19 protein-coding genes are annotated in these 21176 nt (G+C 59.3%); 11 read left to right on the top strand and 8 right to left on the bottom strand.

Features of this window, described 5'->3' with window-relative positions:
* Positions 1-197: 197 nt before the first annotated feature.
* Together pcaK and pcaR are read right to left on the bottom strand one after the other, a co-directional pair.
* Complete coding sequence (gene pcaK, locus AC3IT6_RS06215; RefSeq protein ID WP_489354625.1) at positions 198-1544, bottom strand: 4-hydroxybenzoate transporter PcaK; 1347 nt, start codon at positions 1542-1544, stop codon at positions 198-200.
* 123 nt (positions 1545-1667) lie between these two features.
* Entirely contained in the window at positions 1668-2510 is an 843-nt protein-coding gene (gene pcaR, locus AC3IT6_RS06210) for a pca regulon transcriptional regulator PcaR (RefSeq protein ID WP_008054175.1), read from the bottom strand.
* A gap of 561 nt (positions 2511-3071) precedes the next feature.
* Here pcaR and AC3IT6_RS06205 point away from each other — a divergent pair.
* From AC3IT6_RS06205 to AC3IT6_RS06195, 3 genes are all read left to right on the top strand, one after another.
* The gene (locus AC3IT6_RS06205) at positions 3072-3206 is read left to right on the top strand and encodes a hypothetical protein (protein WP_489354624.1); all 135 of its coding nucleotides are present in this window, start codon (positions 3072-3074) and stop codon (positions 3204-3206) included.
* Positions 3203-3403 carry a hypothetical protein gene (locus AC3IT6_RS06200; protein ID WP_007986337.1) on the top strand — a complete coding sequence of 67 codons (201 nt, stop codon included), beginning with the start codon at positions 3203-3205 and terminating at the stop codon, positions 3401-3403. The genes AC3IT6_RS06205 and AC3IT6_RS06200 overlap by 4 nt, the downstream gene beginning before the upstream one ends.
* A gap of 376 nt (positions 3404-3779) precedes the next feature.
* On the top strand, positions 3780-5255 hold the full coding sequence (locus tag AC3IT6_RS06195) for an inorganic phosphate transporter (RefSeq protein ID WP_458370778.1): 1476 nt from the start codon (positions 3780-3782) through the stop codon (positions 5253-5255).
* A 274-nt stretch (positions 5256-5529) separates the two neighbouring features.
* Here the strand turns inward: AC3IT6_RS06195 and ccoM are convergent, their stop codons facing one another.
* From ccoM to AC3IT6_RS06180, 3 genes are all read right to left on the bottom strand, one after another.
* Positions 5530-5640: a cytochrome c oxidase subunit CcoM gene (gene ccoM / locus AC3IT6_RS06190; RefSeq protein WP_007976669.1), complete on the bottom strand. Its 111-nt coding sequence runs from the start codon at positions 5638-5640 to the stop codon at positions 5530-5532.
* A 143-nt stretch (positions 5641-5783) separates the two neighbouring features.
* Positions 5784-5945 (bottom strand): hypothetical protein, encoded by a 162-nt coding sequence (locus tag AC3IT6_RS06185; RefSeq protein ID WP_191624892.1) that lies wholly within the window; start codon positions 5943-5945, stop codon positions 5784-5786.
* 99 nt (positions 5946-6044) lie between these two features.
* A complete protein-coding gene (locus tag AC3IT6_RS06180; protein WP_007998360.1) occupies positions 6045-6386 on the bottom strand; it encodes a hypothetical protein in 342 nt (113 codons plus the stop codon).
* A gap of 217 nt (positions 6387-6603) precedes the next feature.
* On the opposite strand from AC3IT6_RS06180, the gene rapA reads away from it, so the two are divergent.
* Complete coding sequence (gene rapA, locus AC3IT6_RS06175; protein WP_489354623.1) at positions 6604-9450, top strand: RNA polymerase-associated protein RapA; 2847 nt, start codon at positions 6604-6606, stop codon at positions 9448-9450.
* A gap of 168 nt (positions 9451-9618) precedes the next feature.
* Here the strand turns inward: rapA and AC3IT6_RS06170 are convergent, their stop codons facing one another.
* The gene (locus AC3IT6_RS06170; protein WP_489354622.1) at positions 9619-10968 is read right to left on the bottom strand and encodes a spinster family MFS transporter; all 1350 of its coding nucleotides are present in this window, start codon (positions 10966-10968) and stop codon (positions 9619-9621) included.
* A gap of 372 nt (positions 10969-11340) precedes the next feature.
* Here AC3IT6_RS06170 and AC3IT6_RS06165 point away from each other — a divergent pair, with 372 nt between their 5' ends.
* Positions 11341-11706, top strand: coding sequence for a YkgJ family cysteine cluster protein (locus AC3IT6_RS06165; RefSeq protein WP_489354621.1), 366 nt, complete (start codon positions 11341-11343; stop codon positions 11704-11706).
* A 121-nt stretch (positions 11707-11827) separates the two neighbouring features.
* Here the strand turns inward: AC3IT6_RS06165 and AC3IT6_RS06160 are convergent, their stop codons facing one another.
* A complete protein-coding gene (locus AC3IT6_RS06160; RefSeq protein ID WP_489354620.1) occupies positions 11828-12724 on the bottom strand; it encodes an NAD(P)-dependent oxidoreductase in 897 nt (298 codons plus the stop codon).
* Between the two features lie 196 nt (positions 12725-12920).
* On the opposite strand from AC3IT6_RS06160, the gene AC3IT6_RS06155 reads away from it, so the two are divergent.
* The gene (locus AC3IT6_RS06155) at positions 12921-15119 is read left to right on the top strand and encodes a hypothetical protein (RefSeq protein ID WP_489354619.1); all 2199 of its coding nucleotides are present in this window, start codon (positions 12921-12923) and stop codon (positions 15117-15119) included.
* A 299-nt stretch (positions 15120-15418) separates the two neighbouring features.
* On the opposite strand, the gene AC3IT6_RS06150 is transcribed toward AC3IT6_RS06155, so the two are convergent.
* Positions 15419-15724, bottom strand: coding sequence for a DUF2288 domain-containing protein (locus AC3IT6_RS06150; protein WP_046043985.1), 306 nt, complete (start codon positions 15722-15724; stop codon positions 15419-15421).
* Positions 15725-16074: 350 nt separating this feature from the next.
* Between AC3IT6_RS06150 and AC3IT6_RS06145 the strand changes: the two genes are divergently transcribed.
* The 5 genes from AC3IT6_RS06145 (at position 16075) to AC3IT6_RS06125 (ending at position 21077) form a co-directional block, all read left to right on the top strand.
* Positions 16075-17202 (top strand): branched-chain amino acid ABC transporter substrate-binding protein, encoded by a 1128-nt coding sequence (locus tag AC3IT6_RS06145; RefSeq protein ID WP_489272419.1) that lies wholly within the window; start codon positions 16075-16077, stop codon positions 17200-17202.
* A gap of 232 nt (positions 17203-17434) precedes the next feature.
* Positions 17435-18358 carry a high-affinity branched-chain amino acid ABC transporter permease LivH gene (livH, locus tag AC3IT6_RS06140; RefSeq protein WP_150812950.1) on the top strand — a complete coding sequence of 308 codons (924 nt, stop codon included), beginning with the start codon at positions 17435-17437 and terminating at the stop codon, positions 18356-18358.
* A complete protein-coding gene (locus AC3IT6_RS06135) occupies positions 18355-19611 on the top strand; it encodes a high-affinity branched-chain amino acid ABC transporter permease LivM (protein WP_223444349.1) in 1257 nt (418 codons plus the stop codon). Before livH ends, AC3IT6_RS06135 begins: the two co-directional genes overlap by 4 nt.
* Positions 19608-20375 carry a high-affinity branched-chain amino acid ABC transporter ATP-binding protein LivG gene (livG, locus tag AC3IT6_RS06130; protein ID WP_489354618.1) on the top strand — a complete coding sequence of 256 codons (768 nt, stop codon included), beginning with the start codon at positions 19608-19610 and terminating at the stop codon, positions 20373-20375. Before AC3IT6_RS06135 ends, livG begins: the two co-directional genes overlap by 4 nt.
* The gene (locus tag AC3IT6_RS06125) at positions 20376-21077 is read left to right on the top strand and encodes an ABC transporter ATP-binding protein (protein ID WP_223444345.1); all 702 of its coding nucleotides are present in this window, start codon (positions 20376-20378) and stop codon (positions 21075-21077) included.
* The last annotated feature ends 99 nt before the right edge of the window (positions 21078-21176 follow it).

Here is a 21176-nt window from a genome sequence, read left to right as displayed (position 1 = left end):
AAGATTAAGCCCGTGCAAAACGCCAAACAATCCGATAATCGACTAACCGTTCGATTATCGAACATATTGTTGCTTGGCTACCGATCCCCAAAAGCTTCGCGGGCAAGCCCGCTCCCACAGGTTAAACGCAACCCCTGTGGGAGCGGGCTTGCCCGCGAAGAGGCCATCAAACCTACTGAAGGTTCCGAAGCCTGAACTCAGGTCGCATCCGCATGACTGACCATGCCCTTGATCACCACCGCCGTCGTCGCCAGCGCCGCCGGAATCACCAGCGCCGTCAGCACTTGCTCGAAGTTCCAGCCCAGCCCCAGCAGCGTCGCGCCCATCCAGGCACCAAGGATGGCGCCGAAACGGCCGATCCCGAGCATCCATGACACACCGGTGGCACGCCCTTGAGTCGGATAGAACCGTGCAGCCAGCGACGGCATTGCCGATTGCGCACCGTTGACACACATCCCGGCCACCAGCACCAGCGTCGCCAGCAGCGCGATGTTGCCCAGACTCTGCCCTACCGCGTAGGCAAACACCCCGGCCAACAGGTAGAAAATGCCGATGACCTTGTGCGGATTGAACCGGTCCATCGCCCAACCCACGCCTACCGCACTCAGCACACCACCAAACTGGAACAGCGCGCCGATGAAGGCGGCCTGCTCCATGCTCGCGCCACTGTCACGCATCAGGGTCGGCAGCCAACTGGTCAACAGGTAAACAATCACCAGGCCCATGAAGTAGGTCAGCCACAACAACAAGGTGCCGGTGCTGTAGGTGCCGGAGAAGATCACCGCGAACACATTGCGTGCCTTCACGGTTTTCTGTTCCGGCACGCTGAAGCTGGACGCCTGGGCCACCACCGTCGGGTCAATCGGCGCCAGTGCCTTGCGCACTTTGTCCGTACCGCGGTTGCGCACCACCAGGTAACGCGCCGACTCCGGCAGCCAGAGCAGCAAAACGACGGCGAGGATCAGCGGCAGAACTCCGCCGATCAGCAGCAGGCTGTGCCAGCCAAAGGCCGGAATGAGCTTGGCCGAAATAAATCCGCCGCCAGCCATGCCGAGGTTGAAGCCGCAGAACATGCTGGTCACCAGCAGGGACTTTTTGCGCTCCGGGGTGTACTCCGACAACAGCGTGGTGGCGTTCGGCATGCCGGCGCCCAACCCCAGGCCGGTCAGGAAGCGCAATACCAGCAGCTGATCGACATTGGTGCTGTAGGCCGAGGCCAGGCTGAAGGCACCGAACAACAGCACCGCACCGACCAGTACGACTTTTCGCCCGAAGCGGTCAGCCAGAGGGCCGGAGCCCAGTGCGCCGAAGACCATGCCGATCAACGCCGCACTCATCACCGGGCCAAGGCTGGCGCGGTCGATACCCCAGTCCTGGGACAGGGCCGGGGCGATGAAACCCATGGCCGCGGTGTCGAGGCCATCGAGGAAGACAATCAGGAAACACAGGATTACCACGCGCCACTGGTAGCGCGAAATGGGTTGGGCATTGATGAAGGACTGCACGTCGAGGCAGTTACCTACAGCAGACTGAGGCTGGTTCATTATTTTTATTCCACGGATCGCAGTCGAACGGTGTCAGCAGATGCTGACGAAGCCGCGACAGTAATGATCCGGACGAAACAGCGTCAATTCGATAAACGCGACTCTGTGCGTTTATCGAACAGCTTAGGCAAACAGCTGGGCGCTGAGGTCGCGGCTGGCGCTCAACAAACCGGGCAGGAAACGCTGTTCCAGCTCATTGCGGCTGACCCGCCCGGCATGGGTGCTGACGTTGAGGGCCGCAACTACCTGGCCGGACGCGTCGTACACCGGGACGGCAATCGAACGCAGCCCTTGCTCGAGTTCCTGGTCGACGATGCACCAGCCTTGCAGTCGTACTTCTTGCAGGCATTCGAGCAATGCCTCGGGGGTGTGAATCGTGCGGCTGGTCTTGGCTTGCAATTCGGCGTGGTCGAGGTATTCGCCCAGCGACGTGTCATCCAGCGCGGCCAGCAGAATCCGCCCCATCGACGTGCAATAGGCCGGCAAGCGCCCGCCCACCGACAGGTCCACCGAAATCAGCCGCTGGGTGGTCGCGGAGCGGGCGATGTACAAAATGTCATCACCTTCCAGCGTGGCCATGTTGCAGGCCTCGTGCAGTTGCTCGCTCATGCGGTCCAGGTAAGGTTGGGCGGAAACCGCCAGCGGCGTCGAGGACACATAGGCATGGCCGAGGGTCAGCACTTTGGGCAGCAACGAATAGGTGCGGCCGTCGGTGGTGGCGTAGCCGAGTTTGATCAGGGTGTGCAGGCAACGGCGCACGGCGGCGCGGGGAATTTCCGTGCGGTGGCTGATCTGGGCGATGGTCAGGTGCCGCTTACGCTCCTGGAACGCTTGCACCACGGCCAGGCCACGGGCCAGGGACGTCATGAAATCCGGGTCACCGGTCAGTGCCTGGATCCGTTTGGCCGGTGAGGCAACGATGGGAGGAGCCACTGAAGCGAAGGAATTGCGCATTTGATCGTTCATACAAGGTCCTTTTACCCATTCGGATCAGCGACTATTACAAAGGGCTACCGCCTGACGCTCAAGCCCGGCCTGCCAACTCCGTGCGATTATCGAACGCTCGACCGATAATCGCAATCCACCGGTTAAATCGCCCGATCCTCAGGTGTCCGGTTTTTCGCTGACTCGCGACCCCATGTTTACGTCGACTCGACACAGGACTTAATGGGGCAATCCAAATACCGTAACTTGCCTGACTTAATGGCGTCAGAAAGGCATCGCAGCGATTTGGTATCCGTCGACGCTCTAGTTAATCGCAAAGTTTCGAGCAACAAAATGGTCACACACCAGGATCCACTTTTAACTCTTTGGAGATAGTGTTCTTCAAATCGGCCGCTATAATACAATTCAGTAGCGCTTCGGTTTTTTACTTGCCGAACCCGCTGCCCGGCAATGCGATGTTCCATCGCTGTTGCCCGTTGCAAGCGCCAGACTCGCATTGAACCACCTTGTCAGTGCGCTTGCTGAAACAGGAAACTGAAGCTACGTCAGCTGTTTATCTCTGGTGCCGTGGCCGCCTGTGACATGGAAGTATTGATCACGTCGTTGCCAAAAAACGATGCCTTGACGGGCATTGCCCATTCGACGAACGTGATCGATCGATTTGATGCAGCGCGTTTTCACCAGAATTTATCTCAACTCAAACAGGTAGCACTGTGACGAAAGACGAACTGCGCGCGGAACTAGAGCGCCAGGAACAACGTTACAAGGAAGTTTACGGCGGAGAAGTCACCACTTACGCCGCTCAACCCGAACCGGAACGTAAACCCTGGCGTAAACGCGCCACCGTTCAGGATCAGGTTTTCCAGCAAGAACTTCAAAAAATGGAAAAGGAACTCAAAGCCGAAGAGCCGTGACTGCTTTGGCCTGATCCTTACAAAGGCCTGCCTGTGCACCCGTTAAAAGCGGGATGTATTGATGCTGCCTTTCGCGCCCGCTATGAGCGGGCAGCGGCCATTACCGTCGTTGAATCAGGCAGATTTCCGGTATCTGACCTATTTCTCAGATTTTTCGCACAACCGTTCAAGCCCCTCTTACCAGGTCGTGAAGGTTTTGTGACAGCGTGTTTTTTCAATAAAATCAATGACTTAAAAAACTCAGCAAAACCCTGGGTTTTTCGGTGCTGCGGCAAAAAAATTCGTTGAAGAATGTTACCGATGAGCAGCTAGTGCATTGATTAGCAGTCTTTTCTGGCATAATCGCGCCCCCTTATGACCGGGTCAGAAAACCTTCATGATCGATTTATTCAGCGGACTGGATGCTTGGGTGCTTGTGAGCCTCTTGCTCGCCCTGGCCTTTGTCCTCGCCTTCGAGTTCATCAACGGCTTTCATGACACCGCTAACGCGGTGGCGACCGTTATCTACACCAAAGCCATGCCGCCTCACCTGGCGGTGTTCTTCTCCGGGGTGTTCAACTTCCTCGGCGTGCTGCTGGGCGGGGTTGGCGTGGCGTATGCCATCGTCCACCTGCTGCCGGTAGAACTGCTGATCAATGTGAACACCGGTCACGGACTGGCCATGGTGTTCTCGTTGCTCGCCGCAGCCATCACCTGGAACCTGGGCACCTGGTACTTCGGTATCCCCGCCTCCAGCTCCCATACGCTGATTGGTTCGATCCTCGGCGTGGGCCTGGCGAACGCCTTGATCAACGAAATTCCGTTGGCCGATGGTGTGAACTGGCAGAAGGCAATCGATATCGGCATGTCGCTTGTATTCTCACCAATGGCCGGTTTCCTGATCGCCGCACTGATCCTGATCGGTCTTAAATGGTGGCGTCCGCTGTCGAAGATGCACAAGACGCCGGAAGAGCGCCGCAAGATCGACGACAAGAAACACCCGCCGTTCTGGAATCGCCTGGTACTGGTGATCTCGGCCATGGCCGTGAGTTTCGTGCACGGTTCCAACGATGGCCAGAAAGGTATCGGCCTGATCATGCTGGTCCTGATCGGTATCGTGCCGGCCCAGTTCGTCCTCGACCTGAACAGCACGACCTATCAGATCGAGCGGACCCGCGACGCCACGCTGCACCTGAGCCAGTTCTACCAGCGCAATTCCGAAACCCTGGGCGAGTTCCTGGCCCTGGGCAAGAGCCTGGATGGCGATCTGCCGGAGAAATTCCGTTGCAACCCGCAACAGACCGAACCGACCATCACCGCCCTGCTCGGCACCCTCAAGGGTGTAGCCGACTACCACTCGCTGCCGTCGGAAAGCCGCATCGAAGTACGTCGCTACCTGCTCTGCCTGGACGACACGGCAAAGAAAGTCAGCAAGTTGCCAACGCTCGCCCCCCGTGAAAAGGCTGACCTGGACAAGCTGCGCAAGGACCTGACCACCACCACCGAATACGCTCCGTTCTGGGTGATCCTGGCGGTTGCACTGGCCTTGGGCCTGGGCACCATGGTCGGCTGGAAACGCGTGGTACTGACCATTGGCGAGAAGATCGGCAAGCAAGGCATGACCTACTCCCAAGGCATGTCGGCGCAGATCACCACCGCCAGCCTGATCGGCATGGCGAACATCTTCAGCCTGCCGGTTTCCACCACCCACGTGCTGTCCTCGGGCGTGGCGGGCACCATGGTCGCCAACAAAAGCGGCCTGCAAAGCGGCACCGTCAGAACCATCCTGCTGGCCTGGGTATTGACCCTGCCAGCCACCGTGACCCTGTCTGCCGGGTTGTTCTGGCTGGCATCGAAGGCACTTGGCAGCTGATAAGCAGCCAAACCAGAAAAGGCGCGCTCCGCAAGGATCGCGCCTTTTTTATTGCCGGCTACTTCCGACATTACACAATTAATGTGGGAGCGGGCTTGCTCGCGAAGGCGGCTTTACATTCAACGAAGATGTTGACTGATCCACCGCCTTCGCGAGCAAGCCCGCTCCCACAGTGGCTTTATGCACTCCAACAGTTTTTTGCAGGCAAAAAAAAAGGGCAACCGAAGTTGCCCAAAATGCCTTGCGTGCTCATTACATCCAGAAAGAACTACGGTTATTTCCGCTTGTGCGAATCCTTCCAGATAAAAAGTCCGAACCCTGCAAAAAATACAAACATGAGGCTGACAGTCAGCACTCCGGCGATCACCACGTTGTCGAAAAACATGACGCGTCTCCTGTACTTGCCCTGTTGCGATAGGGCTAAGTTAACCAAACGGGCAGGAGAGAATATTGACCGGGATCAATGTCGCCCGAGACTGGGCAAGAGGAAGGGAAAAATTTGACCCGCATCAATGAATGCGGGGGACTTCAGCGCTTTTTCGGTTTGTTTTTCGGCTTTTTCCCGGACTTGCCCAACGGCATGGCCTGCTCGAACGCCTGGCGAACTTCATTGAGTCGCTTGTCATTGAGGTCATGAACACGCTTGGCGCGTTCAGCATTGAGGTCAATCAGTTTGTCGTCTTGGCTCATGGCGGTCAGTGCATCGCTTGAAATGAGTTTAAGCCGTCGTAGCGTTCGGCAACCCTGCGCCAATAATGCGGCCTGACGGCCGCGCTGACCAGCCTGCGCTCAAATCTCGATATCGACCCACAGCCCCTGCCGCGGCTGATCTTCCATCAGCGGCGCCACCGGCACGGTGTTGTCGGCATTGAGCTCATCCCCGGGAATCGCCAGGTGCGCCTCAGGGTCATTGTCGGCTTCACGGCGGCGCCGTTCCTGCTCCTGCCTGCGACGCTGCTCCTCGCGCAGCACCAGCCCGTCCTCTTCAGGATTGCGCTTTTGCAGGTCGATGGTGCTTTCACTGGAGCTTTCCTGAACCGGCACCACCGGTGGAATATCCGGACGCTGACGGATCGGGTCGGTCTGTGAAGTGATCGGCACGGCACTCAGGGGGAGCATCGGTGGCAGCATGGTTTTCAGTCTCCTGTCAGCAGGCTGTCGGCTGCGGGGATGGCGTCTTGAGCCATCGGTCGCAAACTGTGACTCATTTGGCACTCATTAGTGCACCGGGCGGCGCGTCATGCACAGGTGGGCTAACGTATGACTGTGAGTTTTTCTGAGAGTCCTTTGGCCCTGAAGCCCTCATTCCGTTAAGATAGCCCGCTTTTTCAGGTGGGAGTCAGGCAGCATGGCGCAGCAGTATCAACCGGGGCAACGCTGGATCAGTGACAGCGAAGCCGAGCTGGGTTTAGGCACCGTTCTGGCACAGGACGGCCGCTTGTTGACCGTGCTCTATCCGGCCACTGGCGACACTCGCCAGTACGCGCTAAGGAATGCGCCCCTCACCCGTGTGCGGTTTTCGCCGGGTGACTCCATCACTCACTTCGAAGGCTGGAAGCTGACCGTCCGCGAAGTCGATGACGTTGATGGCCTGCTGGTTTACCACGGCCTCAACGGGCATAACGAAGTGGTCACCCTGCCGGAAACCCAACTGTCGAACTTCATTCAGTTCCGCCTGGCCAGCGACCGTCTGTTCGCCGGCCAGATCGACCCGCTGGCCTGGTTCTCCCTGCGTTATCACACACTGGAACACACCAGTCGCCAGTTGCAATCCTCCCTTTGGGGTCTGGGCGGCGTGCGTGCGCAACCGATCGCACACCAGTTGCACATTGCCCGCGAAGTCGCCGACCGTATCGCGCCACGGGTTCTGCTGGCCGACGAAGTGGGCCTGGGTAAAACCATCGAAGCCGGCCTGGTGATCCATCGCCAATTGCTCTCGGGCCGCGCCAACCGCGTGCTGATCCTGGTTCCGGAGAACCTGCAGCACCAGTGGCTGGTCGAAATGCGCCGCCGCTTCAACCTGCAGGTCGCGCTGTTCGACGAAGAACGCTTCATCGAAAGCGATGCCAGCAACCCCTTCGAAGACACCCAGCTCGCGCTGGTCGCACTTGAGTGGTTGGTGGACGACGAGAAGGCCCAGGACGCGCTGTTCGCGGCGGGCTGGGACTTGCTGGTGGTCGACGAAGCTCACCACCTGGTGTGGCACGAAGATCAGGTCAGCCCTGAGTATTCCCTGGTCGAGCAACTCGCCGAAACCATTCCCGGCGTGCTGCTGTTGACCGCGACCCCGGAACAACTGGGCCAGGACAGCCACTTCGCTCGTCTGCGTCTGCTCGACCCGAACCGCTTCCACGACCTGCAAGCCTTCCGCGCCGAGAGCGAAAACTATCGCCCGGTGGCTGAAGCCGTTCAGGAGTTGCTGGACAAGGGGCGCCTGTCGCCGCAAGCCCACAAGACCATCCACGGTTTCCTCGGCAACGAAGGCGAAGCCCTGTTGGCCGCTGTCAACGATGGCGACACCGAAGCCAGCGCGCGCCTGGTGCGTGAATTGCTCGACCGCCACGGCACCGGCCGCGTGCTGTTCCGTAACACCCGCGCCGCCGTGCAGGGGTTCCCGGAGCGCAAGCTGCACCCGTACCCGCTGCCGTGCCCGGACGAATACCTCGAACTGCCATTGGGCGATCACGCCGAGTTGTACCCGGAAGTCAGCTTCCAGGCCCAACCGGACGCCAGCGAAGAAGAACGCTGGTGGAAGTTCGACCCGCGCGTCGAGTGGCTGATCGATCAACTGAAGATGCTCAAGCGCACCAAAGTGCTGGTGATCTGCGCCCACGCCGAAACCGCCATGGACCTGGAAGACGCCCTGCGCGTGCGTTCCGGCATCCCGGCCACGGTGTTCCACGAGGGCATGAACATCCTCGAGCGTGACCGCGCCGCCGCCTACTTCGCCGACGAAGAATTTGGTGCGCAGGTACTGATCTGCTCGGAAATCGGCAGTGAAGGTCGCAACTTCCAGTTCTCCCATCACCTGGTGCTGTTCGACCTGCCGTCCCACCCGGACCTGCTGGAACAACGTATCGGTCGTCTGGACCGGATCGGCCAGAAGCACATCATCGAACTGCACGTGCCGTACCTGGAAACCAGCCCGCAAGAGCGCCTGTTCCAGTGGTACCACGAAGCGCTGAACGCGTTCCTCAATACCTGCCCGACCGGCAATGCCCTGCAGCACCAGTTCGGCCCGCGCCTGCTGCCGCTGCTCGAAGAAGCCGACGATGGCGAGTGGCAAGCGCTGATCGACGAAGCCCGCACCGAACGTGAGCGTCTGGAAGCCGAGCTGCACACCGGTCGCGACCGTCTGCTGGAGCTGAACTCCGGCGGCGCTGGCGAAGGCGATGCGCTGGTGGAAGATATCCTTGAGCAAGACGACCAGTTCGCGCTGCCGATCTACATGGAAACCCTGTTCGACGCCTTCGGCATCGACAGCGAAGACCATTCGGAAAACGCACTGATCCTCAAGCCGAGCGAAAAAATGCTCGACGCCAGTTTCCCGCTGGGCGATGACGAAGGCGTGACCATCACTTACGACCGTAACCAGGCGCTGTCTCGCGAAGACATGCAGTTCATCACCTGGGAGCACCCGATGGTCCAGGGCGGCATGGACCTGGTGCTGTCCGGTTCCATGGGCAACACCGCCGTGGCGCTGATCAAGAACAAGGCGCTGAAGCCGGGCACCGTGTTGCTGGAACTGTTGTATGTCAGTGAAGTGGTTGCCCCGCGCTCGCTGCAACTGGGTCGCTACCTGCCGCCGGCCGCCCTGCGCTGCCTGCTCGATACCAACGGCAATGACCTGTCGGCCCGCGTGTCGTTCGAAACCTTGAACGACCAGCTCGAAAGCGTGCCGCGTGCCAGCGCCAACAAGTTCATCCAGGCCCAGCGTGACCAACTGACGCCACGGATCAATGCCGGTGAAGCGAAGATCCTGCCGCGCCACACTGAGCGTGTCGCCGAGGCGCAGCGCCGCCTGGCCGCCGATACCGAGGAAGAACTGGCGCGCCTTACCGCGTTGCAAGCGGTCAACCCGACCGTGCGCGACAGTGAACTGGTAGCCCTGCGCAAACAACGCGAGCAAGGCCTGGCCATGCTCGACAAGGCTGCGCTGCGACTGGAAGCGATTCGGGTGTTGGTGGCGGGTTAACACCGCTCCTCCACCGCTATAAAAAGAAGGCCCGCAGTGATGCGGGCCTTTTTGTTTAGCAGGTTTTTGTTGTGATGCACATGGCCCCTTCGCGAGCAGGCTCGCTCCTACATTGGATCTTCAGTGCCTATGAGATCTCTGTGGGAGCGGGCTTGCTCGCGAAGGCGGTTAAGCAGTCACCGCAGAACCTTCAGGCTCACCCACCACCACCAACCCTTCCTTCATCCGCTTGGCATCGCGCACGAAACACCGCGAAGCCAGGAACAGAAACACTACGGTGAACAACAGCGCCACCGGAATCAGGTACATCGCGTCATGCAGGCCGACCGCTTTAAATGCCTCAGTCATCTGTTGCGCACCCGCCGCGAGCATCGCCGTGTGGGCAAAGTGATCTGACAAGGCCCCGACCACCACCGGCCCCAGGCCACCGCCCAACAGGTACAGCCCGGCGAAGAACAGCGCCATCGCCGTTGCCCGCAACCGCGGCTCGACCACATCCTGAATCGCCGTGTACACGCAGGTGTAGAAGTTGTAGGCGAACAACCAACCCAGGCTAAACACCGCAACAAACACACCGATCTCGATTCGCCCGGAATGCAGCGCCCACGCGGTGCAAACCGTCGAAACCACCAGGCTGAAGGCCGCAAACAACAGCCGCCCATTGGCGACCCGTTGGTGAATCTTGTCCGCGATCCAGCCACCGAGGGTCAGGCCAACCAACCCGGTCACGCCAACAATAACCCCGGTGGCGACCGCCGCTTCCTGCAACGGCATCAGGAAATACCGTTGCAGCATCGGCACCAGAAACGAGTTGCAGGCATAGGTGGCGAAGTTGAAACACAGGCCGGCCATCACCAGCCACAGGAAGGTTGGCACAGCCAGTACCCGCCGGATCGGCTGATCGATCTTTTCCTGCGAAACCTGAACGCTCTCCGCGGCGCCGCGCTTCGGTTCCTTGATGAAAAACATGAAGATCGCCAGGATCAGCCCGGGCACCGCCGCGATAAAGAACGGCGCGCGCCAGCTATCGAAGGCTTTGACCATCGCGCCGATGGTGAAGAATGCCAGCAACAGCCCCAATGGCAGCCCCAGCATGAAGATCCCCATGGCCCGCGCCCGGCGGTGAGCCGGAAACAAGTCGCCGATCAGCGAGTTGGCGGCTGGCGCGTAACTGGCCTCGCCGATGCCGACGCCCATGCGCACGATCAGGAAGCTCCAGAAACTGCCCACCATGCCGTTGACGGCGGTCAACCCGCTCCACACCGCCAATCCCCAACCCATCAGCTTGCTGCGCGAGCCGGTATCGGCCATGCGCCCCAGCGGCAAGCCGGCAATGGCGTAGACGATGGTGAATGCCGTCCCGATGATCCCCAACTGGAAATCACTGAGGTGCCATTCCATGCGAATGGGTTCGATGATGATGGCCGGGATGGTGCGGTCGAAAAAATTGAACAGGTTGGCCAGGAACAACAGGAACAGGATGCGCCAGGCATTGGCCGCTTGGGTCGAGTTCTGCATGGGTCCGTCTCTTTTATTGTTTTTGGGGCGTCACTGCCCCCGGACTTTGCAATCTAGACAGGCCGTCCACAACTGTCTTTCATTATTCGCCAGGCTGATACCTGCCCATGGCACACAGCCTGTGGGAGCGGCGGTGCGACGATTCGACTTGCTCGCGAATGCGGTCTGTCTGATAAGTAGATGCTGGATGTGCCGACGCTTTCGCGGGCAAGCCCGCTCCCACAGAGGCGCAGCTTTCGCAGGGCGGGTATTTCGCAGCCCGTCCGGTCGATGAAAAATACCTTTGAGCCCCCCTTCCCAAGCCGTTGGCGAAGCCTAGAATAGCGGCCTTGTTTCCCCCCTGTGTCTCCACTCTTCCTTAGATAATCACCCATGTCCGAAGTCAGTCCGTGTCTGAATTGCGGTGCCTGCTGTTCTCATTTTCGCGTGTCATTTTTCTGGGGTGAGTGCGCCTCGTCCGGGGGGACGGTTCCCGATGAGCTTGTCGAGCAGATCAGCCCCAGCCGGGTCGCGATGCTCGGCACCGGCTGCAAACCCGTACGCTGCACCAGCCTGGTGGGAGACGTGGGCAGTACGGTGCAGTGCTCGATTTACGAAAAACGCTCCAGCACCTGCCGGGAATTCGAGGCTTCCTGGGTCGATGGCCTGGCTAATCCCGATTGCGACGCGGCCCGTGCCGCTTTCGGCTTGCCGGCCCTGCAACCCGCGTTCGAGACGCCTCAGAAGAAAATCGCCTGAGTAATAGCACCAATCGATGACTTCGGCACCGGCGACTCATCCCTGCTGAGCCGGCCGGTGCCACTGGCCGAGTTGCATCCGGTGCTGAACGAAATCAACCAGCGCAAGCACGCCTACACCGTCACGACGCTGAGCCTGGCTCACGGTACATCTGCACTAATGTAGACGGGTCTTTCTCAAGGAAACCCTGACTCCCATGCAGGCGCATCAATTGCGCGGCCAGACCGCTGATCGGTGTCGCCGAGCCTTGTTCACGGGAAAACTTCACCGCTGTATCCAGATCCTTGAGCAACGTGCGCACATGCCACTTGACCGGCTCGAAACGGTTTTGCGCCATCTGCGGGGCGAGGATCTGCAAGGGTTTCGAATCGGCAAAGCCGCCGGTCAGCGCTTCGGCGATCAGGCTGGCATCAACCCCGGAACGCTCTGCCAGCGCGACCACTTCGGCAATCACCAATGCATTGCAAGCGACGATCATCTGATTGCACGCCTTGGTCACCTGCCCTGCCCCGACGCCGCCCATGTGTGTCACACGCTGTCCCAGGTTCAACAGCACAGGCCGGACCCGCTCCAGATCCTGTACGTCACCGCCGACCATGATCGCCAGGCTTCCAGCTTCGGCACCGACCACGCCACCGGATACCGGCGTGTCGAGCCAGCCCATGCCGGTTTTACCAGCGAGTTCTGCGGCCATTTCCCGCGTGGCATTGGGCTCCAGGCTGGAGAAATCCACCAGCAGCTGGCCTTTTTTTGCTCCCTCCACAATGCCTGCCGGACCAAACACCACCTCGCGTACGACCGACGTATCCGCCAGGCACAGCATCACCACGTCAGCGTGCTGGCACAGCTCGGCCGGGCTGGCGACCTGGCGGGCGCCTGCCTCCACCAGCGGCTTGCACTTGTCCGGATTGCGATTCCATGCCGCCAGCGGATATCCCGCGGCCAGCAGGCGCCGGCATATCGGCAGTCCCATCAGGCCGATCCCGGCAAACCCTAGCGAAGGTAGCGTTGACATCATTTTGCCTCTTCTTGATTAAAGATCACCGAATATTGGCCGATTCATCATGACTTAGGAAAGGATTCACCCCGAGCAATGCTCAGGCTAACGACCAAGGCATGGTCCAGGTACGCGCTGAAAAAAGACGCGATTGTATTCCGTGACGGTTCGACGACAGCGAGTCGGCCAACCAATCAGCCCAGGTAGATGGCGAACCATGACTTCTAAAAACAACCCGGCCACTGCGGTAACCGATCTGACGTTGAGCCCCGCGGCCAACAGCCCGTCATCACCGAAGCCATTGATCCAATCACGTCCGTTGGCGACCCAGCAATACCTGTACTTCACCGAAACCAACACCGACCGCATCCTCGACAACCTCGACGGCCTGCGCGACATGGTGTTCCCGCGCGCACCACACCTGGAAGGCGACAGCGAACAGCACAGCGATCAGGAGTTCCCGTCGGTGTGCCTGATCGGCCTGGGCCGCTGTGGCTCGAACATCGCGCTGGACGTGGCGGAGCTGGTGTACAACGCCCGCAAGTTCTACCTCAACGAATTCAACAACGAAGATCGCCTGTCGCCGGACAAGCGCTTTGCCGAAAAGGGCTACAGCCCGGCCCAGTGGATCCGCAACAACCTGCGCCTGGGCCAGAACAAAAACACCAAGCCGGTGTTTCTGGTCGAGCCGCTGGTGATGCTCGGCGACCTGGACAAGGACATCGCCGGACGCATCCGTTTCTCGCGCAAGGGCGAAAAAAGCGGCTTCCTGCGCGACTACAGCAAGATGAAAATCATGGACCTGTCGGAAGTCCACGCCGGTGGCGCCGGCAACGCGCCGATCCTCGGCCAGTACCTGGCCAAGATCATCCTGAACAAGGACACCCAGCGTTTCTCCAGCCCTGACTGGAAAATGATTCACTCGTACCTGATCGACAGCTGCGGCATCAAGGCCAACCAGTCGCGCCTGTACTTCTCGATCTTCAGTGCTGGCGGCGGTACCGGTTCGGGCATGGCCTCGGAGTTCGGTCTGGCCCAGCAGCACTCGTACATGAACAAGACGTTCGACACCAAACCGATGGACGAGCACGACAGCAAGAGCGGCCACTCCTTCGTCTTCGAACCGATCTTCACCAGTGGCATCTGTGTACTGCCGAACATTTCCGATCACCGCAGTGAAATGTCCGAGGCGTTGCACATCAACGCCGGCCGCCTGCTGTGCAAATACCTGTCGGAAGAGTGGGACTTCTCCTACAACTTCGCCAACGAAGACAGCAGCGAGGCCAGCGTCATGGGCCGCATCCGCCCATGGAACGCGATGATGCTGATCTCCAACGACATCATGCGTTACGCCGAAGAGAACGATGACGGCAATATCCAGAACATTGATGTCAATGCCATGGAAAAGCATGCCAACCAGTACATCTCGCAGCAGATCTTCAACATTCTGACGGCCCAGGCGGTGACCACCGACTACGACCAGAACTATTTCCGTCGCGCCGGCATCGACATCGGCGAAACCATCCGCCTGGACGCCAACGACCTGTTCATGAGCCTGGCCGGCCCGGTGGCGATTGCCTACGCCGAGTCCGTGGTGCCGGAAACCCCGCCGCCGAGCAGCGACAAATTCAAGGTGTTCGAGAAAGAGCCACAGCGCCTGAACATCGACGACCTGTTCTTCCGTTCGATCGACCTGCCGCACTTCAACAAGGTCACCCAGGCCATCGAAGGCATCAGCCTGTTGCCGATCGAATCCAAGCGCTATCGCGCGTCGCTGGAGCAGTACAAGAACTCGGGTTACGACGCGGCGGCCCTGCACGACCTGCACTTCTTCAAGAATTGCTCGTCGGTGGTGTCGATCGTTTCGTTGCCGAAGGACTACAAGCTGTCCTACATGGATTTGAACCGGCTGAAGACTCATCTCAACAGCCTGTTCCCCAACACCACGCTCAAGCGCTACGCGCTGGTGATCGGTGCCTCGGCCAACCTGTCGCTGACCACCCTGATCGCCAAGAGCCCGTGCCTGTCGGACGACTTCCTGACGCTGATCGTGGCGTTCATCAAGCGTTGCTTTGCGAAAAACCCGTACCGCTTCGACGAGACCCTGGACAACTCGATCCTGGACTTCATCGTCCAGGAGGAATTCGACGAAGGCCGCATCGACGACTTGCTCAACGAATTCGAGAACCCGGCGAAGATCCTCGATACCAACTGGTACGCGATCAAGCCGATGTACGAGAAGAAGTACCGCGAGCTGATCAACGACAAGGAAAAATTTGTCTCGATCAACGACATCCGCCTGTCCCGGGATTGCGTGAAGAAGTCGATCAAGTACCTGCGCGAGATCTACCGTCACCGGATCGGCAAGACCAAGGTTATTTCGTTGAACAACCATACGGGCAAGACGGCTCACTAAGCGTCGCCCCCCATTCGCGAGCAAGCCCGCTCCCACATTCGACTGCATTCCTTCTGGAAGAACACGGTTAAATGTGGGAGCGGGCTTGCTCCGGGCGGCGATCCGACGAAGGCGGCCTTGAATTCACTGCAAATCAACATCCAGAAACAATTGAGCAGACGTTCAGCTGCCCTCTCAACTGTTCCCGTTACGTTTACGTCACCGTAAAGCTGTGGCCTTTCTCTACGGCAACATGCCACCACGCTACTCGGCTACACACTTTTTCCCTTGAAAGGACCGCACCAATCAGGTGCAACCTTTTAAGCCTGCGCCCTTTCCTGGACCAGAATCCACGGCGAAACAACCACGGCCCACAACTGCGGATCACGTTCAAAAAGATCCAGCGCCCGCGTCTCAGACAGCTTGGCGAGCTTGTCAGCGGCCAGCCAGGCAGCCACTTTCTCCCCTTCATCCTGGGCCACGGCCTCGGCGGCGGCGATCAAATCCAGGCCAGGATCGACCCACAATAGGGCACCCTTGGCGAAGAACGGCTCCAGCTCTTTCCATGTAATAGATGCGGTTTCACCAAGCAGCTTGGCATAGAGGGTGCTAGGTTCTTGATTCATGGGACTGTCCGGAAAAGAAATCGACGCGAATGATAACGTCGGTGGCCGGGCAGAAAAACCCGGATGCAATTGAGTGACCGAAATGAAAAGCGCAGGAAAGCCAGGGAATGCACTGAATCCGGCTATAAGCCCCTCAACACCCCGCCGCAATTCTGTCTTTTTCTTTCAATAAAGCGACACTTGCAGGTTTTGTCCCCCGGCGCCGCCTTCCCAGGCTGACAATCGGCGCTCTACACTGTACCGGTACAGTTGCCGAGGGGCTTTTCCGGGGAATGTCGCAGATATCTGACCCGGTTCTGCTGCTTTCGGCGCCAGGACTATAAAAACTACAACAGTAAGAGTGGAGCACTATGACTAAGGCTACTAAGCAGATTTCCAAACTGTTTGCCGCTATGGTTCTGGCCGGGGTTGCCAGCCATTCGTTCGCAGCTGACACCATCAAGATCGGCATCGCCGGCCCTAAAACCGGCCCTGTAGCCCAATACGGCGACATGCAGTTCAGTGGCGCCAAAATGGCCATCGAACAGATCAACGCCAAGGGCGGCGTAGACGGCAAGAAACTCGTAGCCGTTGAATACGATGACGCCTGCGATCCGAAACAAGCCGTTGCGGTCGCGAACAAGGTCGTCAACGACGGCGTCAAGTTCGTGGTCGGTCACCTGTGCTCCAGCTCCACTCAACCGGCTTCGGACATCTACGAAGACGAAGGCGTGATCATGATCACCCCGGCTGCCACCAGCCCGGACATCACCGCCCGTGGTTACAAAATGGTGTTCCGCACTATCGGCCTGGACAGCGCCCAGGGCCCTGCCGCCGGTAACTACATTGCCGACTTCGTAAAGCCGAAGATCGTTGCCGTCCTGCACGACAAACAGCAATACGGTGAAGGCATCGCCAGCGCCGTGAAGAAAACCCTGGAAGGCAAAGGCGTCAAGGTTGCCGTGTTCGAAGGCATCAACGCCGGCGACAAGGACTTCTCGTCGATGATCGCCAAGCTCAAGCAAGCCAACGTCGACTTCGTCTACTACGGCGGCTACCACCCGGAGCTGGGCCTGATCCTGCGTCAGTCTGCGGAAAAAGGCCTGAAAGCCAAGTTCATGGGGCCGGAAGGCGTGGGTAACGACTCCATTTCGCAGATCGCCAAAGACGCTTCCGAAGGCCTGCTGGTGACCCTGCCGAAATCCTTCGACCAGGATCCGGCCAACGTTGCCCTGGCTGATGCGTTCAAAGCCAAGAAGGAAGATCCAAGCGGTCCGTTCGTGTTCCCGGCCTACTCGGCTGTGACCGTGATCGCCGACGGCATCAAGGCTGCCAAGTCCGAAGACACTGCCAAAGTGGCTGAAGCCATCCACGCCGGCACCTTCAAGACACCTACCGGCGACCTGAGCTTCGACGAGAAAGGCGACCTGAAAGACTTCAAATTCGTGGTTTACGAGTGGCACTTCGGCAAACCTAAAACTGAAGCCAAGCCTCAGTAAGGCGTTGCCTGACTGACTGCCAACAAAGCCCACGGCGTGCCGTGGGCTTTGTTTTACGAACGTATTGGGCCGCGCTGGCGTGATCCGCCAGTCTCCCCACCTGAAAATCTCAAAACCGTCATCAGCGGTTCGCTGGCAAACCCCGAATTCGAAGTGGATGCAGATCCACGGGGCTCGGGCGGGAAAATGACTCCACCAGTGAAATGCGTATCAGGTTTTTAGGAGCGCTGTAATGCCTGACATCTATCACTTCTTCCAACAGCTGGTTAATGGTCTGACCATTGGCAGCACGTATGCCCTGATCGCCATCGGCTATACGATGGTTTACGGCATCATTGGAATGATCAACTTCGCCCACGGCGAGGTATACATGATTGGCTCCTACGTGGCGTTCATCGCCATCGCCGGGCTTGCCATGCTGGGACTCGACAGTGTTCCGCTGTTGATGACTGCCGCTTTCCTGGCGACCATCGTCGTCACCAGTGCCTACGGTTACAGCATCGAACGGATCGCCTACCGCCCCCTGCGCGGCAGCAACCGTCTGATCCCGCTGATTTCCGCCATCGGCATGTCGATCTTCCTGCAGAACACCGTTCTGCTGGCGCAAGACTCCAAGGACAAATCCATCTCCAACCTGATTCCGGGCAACTTTGCCTTTGGGCCAGGTGGTGCACATGAAGTGCTGATTTCCTACATGCAAATCGTGGTGTTCGTGGTGACCTTTGTCGCCATGCTTGGCCTGACGCTGTTCATCTCCCGTTCTCGCCTGGGTCGCGCCTGCCGCGCCTGTGCCGAAGACATCAAGATGGCCAACCTGCTGGGTATCAACACCAACAACATCATCGCCCTGACCTTCGTCATCGGTGCGGCGCTGGCGGCCATCGCGGCCGTGCTGCTGAGCATGCAATACGGCGTGATCAACCCGAACGCCGGTTTCCTCGTCGGCCTCAAGGCCTTCACCGCAGCCGTGCTGGGCGGTATCGGCAGTATTCCAGGCGCCATGCTCGGCGGGCTGGTACTTGGCGTGGCGGAAGCCTTTGGTGCCGATATCTTCGGCGACCAGTACAAGGACGTCGTGGCGTTCGGTCTGCTGGTTCTGGTGCTGTTGTTCCGGCCAACCGGCCTGCTGGGCCGTCCGGAGGTTGAGAAGGTATGACTAGGAATCTTAAACAGGCGCTGTTCAGCGCTTTGCTGGTGTGGGCCGTGGCCTACCCGGTACTCGGTCTGAAGCTGACCATCGTCGGCATCAACCTCGAAGTTCATGGCACCAGCGACGCCACCCTGATCACCATCGCGGTGTGCTCGGTACTGATGTTCCTGCGTGTGCTGTTCGACCAGCAGATCAGCTCGGCCTGGCGTTCCTCGCCAAGCATGCCGCTGATGCCGGCCAAGGCCAGTAACTTCCTGACCCTGCCGACCACTCAGCGCTGGATCATCATCGCGCTGATCGCCGGTGCCCTGGTCTGGCCGTTCTTCGGCTCTCGCGGTGCGGTGGATATCGCCACGCTGGTGCTGATCTACGTGATGCTCGGCCTCGGCCTGAACATCGTGGTCGGCCTGGCCGGCCTGCTCGACCTCGGTTACGTCGGCTTCTATGCCGTCGGCGCCTACAGTTATGCCCTGCTGTCGCATTACTACGGCCTGAGCTTCTGGATCTGCCTGCCGATCGCCGGGATGATGGCGGCCACTTTCGGCTTCCTGCTCGGTTTCCCGGTACTGCGCCTGCGCGGTGACTACCTGGCGATCGTGACCCTGGGCTTCGGTGAAATCATCCGTCTGTTCCTGCGTAACCTGACCGACATCACCGGCGGCCCGAACGGCATCAGCAACATCGAGAAGCCGACGTTCTTCGGCCTGACCTTCGAACGTAAAGCCGCTGAAGGCCTGCAGACGTTCCACGAGTACTTCGGCCTGGAATACAACTCGATCAACAAGGTGATTTTCCTTTACCTGGTCGCATTGTTCCTGGCGCTGTTCGCACTGTTCGTCATCAATCGCTTGCTGCGCATGCCCCTGGGTCGTGCCTGGGAAGCGTTGCGTGAAGATGAAATCGCCTGCCGTGCGTTGGGTCTGAACCCGACGATCATCAAGCTTTCAGCCTTCACCCTGGGCGCCTGCTTCGCCGGTTTCGCCGGCAGCTTCTTTGCCGCGCGTCAGGGCCTGGTGACACCGGAGTCCTTCACCTTCATCGAGTCGGCGACCATTCTCGCCATCGTCGTGTTGGGCGGCATGGGCTCGCAATTGGGCGTGGTGCTCGCAGCCACGGTGATGATCCTGCTGCCGGAAATGATGCGTGAGTTCAGTGAGTACCGCATGCTGATGTTCGGTGCCTTGATGGTACTGATGATGATCTGGCGCCCTCAGGGTCTGCTGCCCATGCAACGTCCTCACATGGAGCTGCGCAAATGAGCCGCGAGATCCTTAAAGTAGAAAACCTGAGCATGCGCTTCGGCGGTTTGCTGGCGGTCAACGGCGTAGCCTTGAGCGTGAAAGAGAAACAGGTCGTGGCATTGATCGGCCCGAACGGCGCCGGCAAGACCACCGTGTTCAACTGCCTGACCGGCTTCTACAAGCCGAGCGGCGGCAGCATCCTGCTCGATGGCGAATCGATCGAGGGCCTGCCCGGCCACAAGATCGCCCTCAAGGGCGTGGTGCGTACCTTCCAGAACGTGCGGTTGTTCAAGGACATGACGGCGGTCGAGAACCTCTTGATCGCTCAGCACCGTCACCTGAACACCAACTTCCTGGCCGGCCTGTTCAAGACCCCGGCGTTCCGCAAAAGCGAACGCGAGGCCATGGATTTCGCCGAGTTCTGGCTGGAAAAGGTCAACCTCAAGGAGTTCGCCAACCGTCCGGCCGGCACCCTGGCCTACGGTCAGCAACGCCGCCTGGAAATCGCCCGCTGCATGATGACCCGTCCGCGGATCCTCATGCTCGACGAACCTGCCGCCGGCCTGAACCCGAAGGAAACCGAAGACCTCAAGGCGCTGATCAGCGTGCTGCGTGAAGAGCACAACGTGACGGTGCTGCTGATCGAACACGACATGAAGCTGGTCATGAGCATTTCCGACCACATCGTCGTGATCAACCAGGGCACCCCCCTGGCCAATGGCACGCCGGAACAGATCCGCGACAATCCTGAAGTGATCAAAGCCTACCTGGGGGAAGCGTAAATGCTGCAGTTCGAAAACGTTTCCACCTTCTACGGCAAGATCCAGGCCCTGCACAGCGTCAACGTCGAAGTCCGCCAGGGCGAGATCGTGACCCTGATCGGTGCCAACGGTGCCGGCAAGTCCACGCTGCTGATGACGCTTTGCGGTTCGCCGCGGGCCCACAGCGGCAGCATCCGCTACATGGGTGAGGAACTGGTCGGCCAGGACTCTTCGCAGATCATGCGCAAGAGCATCGCCGTGGTACCGGAAGGTCGCCGGGTGTTTTCCCGCCTGACCGTGGAAGAAAACCTCTCCATGGGTGGTTTCTTCACCGCCAAGGGCGATTATCAGGAACAGATGGACAAGGTTCTCGGACTTTTCCCACGCCTGAAAGAGCGCTTCGCCCAGCGCGGCGGCACCATGTCCGGCGGCGAACAGCAAATGCTCGCCATCGGCCGTGCGCTGATGAGCAAGCCCAAGCTGTTGCTGCTCGACGAGCCTTCCCTGGGCCTGGCACCGATCATCATCCAGCAGATCTTCGACATCATCGAACAACTGCGCAAGGACGGTGTCACCGTATTCCTGGTCGAGCAAAACGCCAACCAGGCGCTGAAGATCGCTGACCGTGCCTACGTTCTGGAGAACGGCCGGGTGGTGATGCAAGGCACCGGTGAAGCGCTGCTGACCGACCCGAAAGTGCGCGAAGCGTACCTCGGTGGTTGAGCCATTGCGGTAAACAAAAAAACGGCCTTCGGGCCGTTTTTTTATATCTGCCACAACCTCGCTAACAATGAAGATCCATTGTGGGAGCGGGCTTGCTCG

The sequence above is a fragment of the Pseudomonas sp. KH_017 genome, from assembly GCF_057840285.1.
Note: the sequence above shows the minus strand (reverse complement) of the source record. Positions and strands in the feature narration are given on the sequence as shown.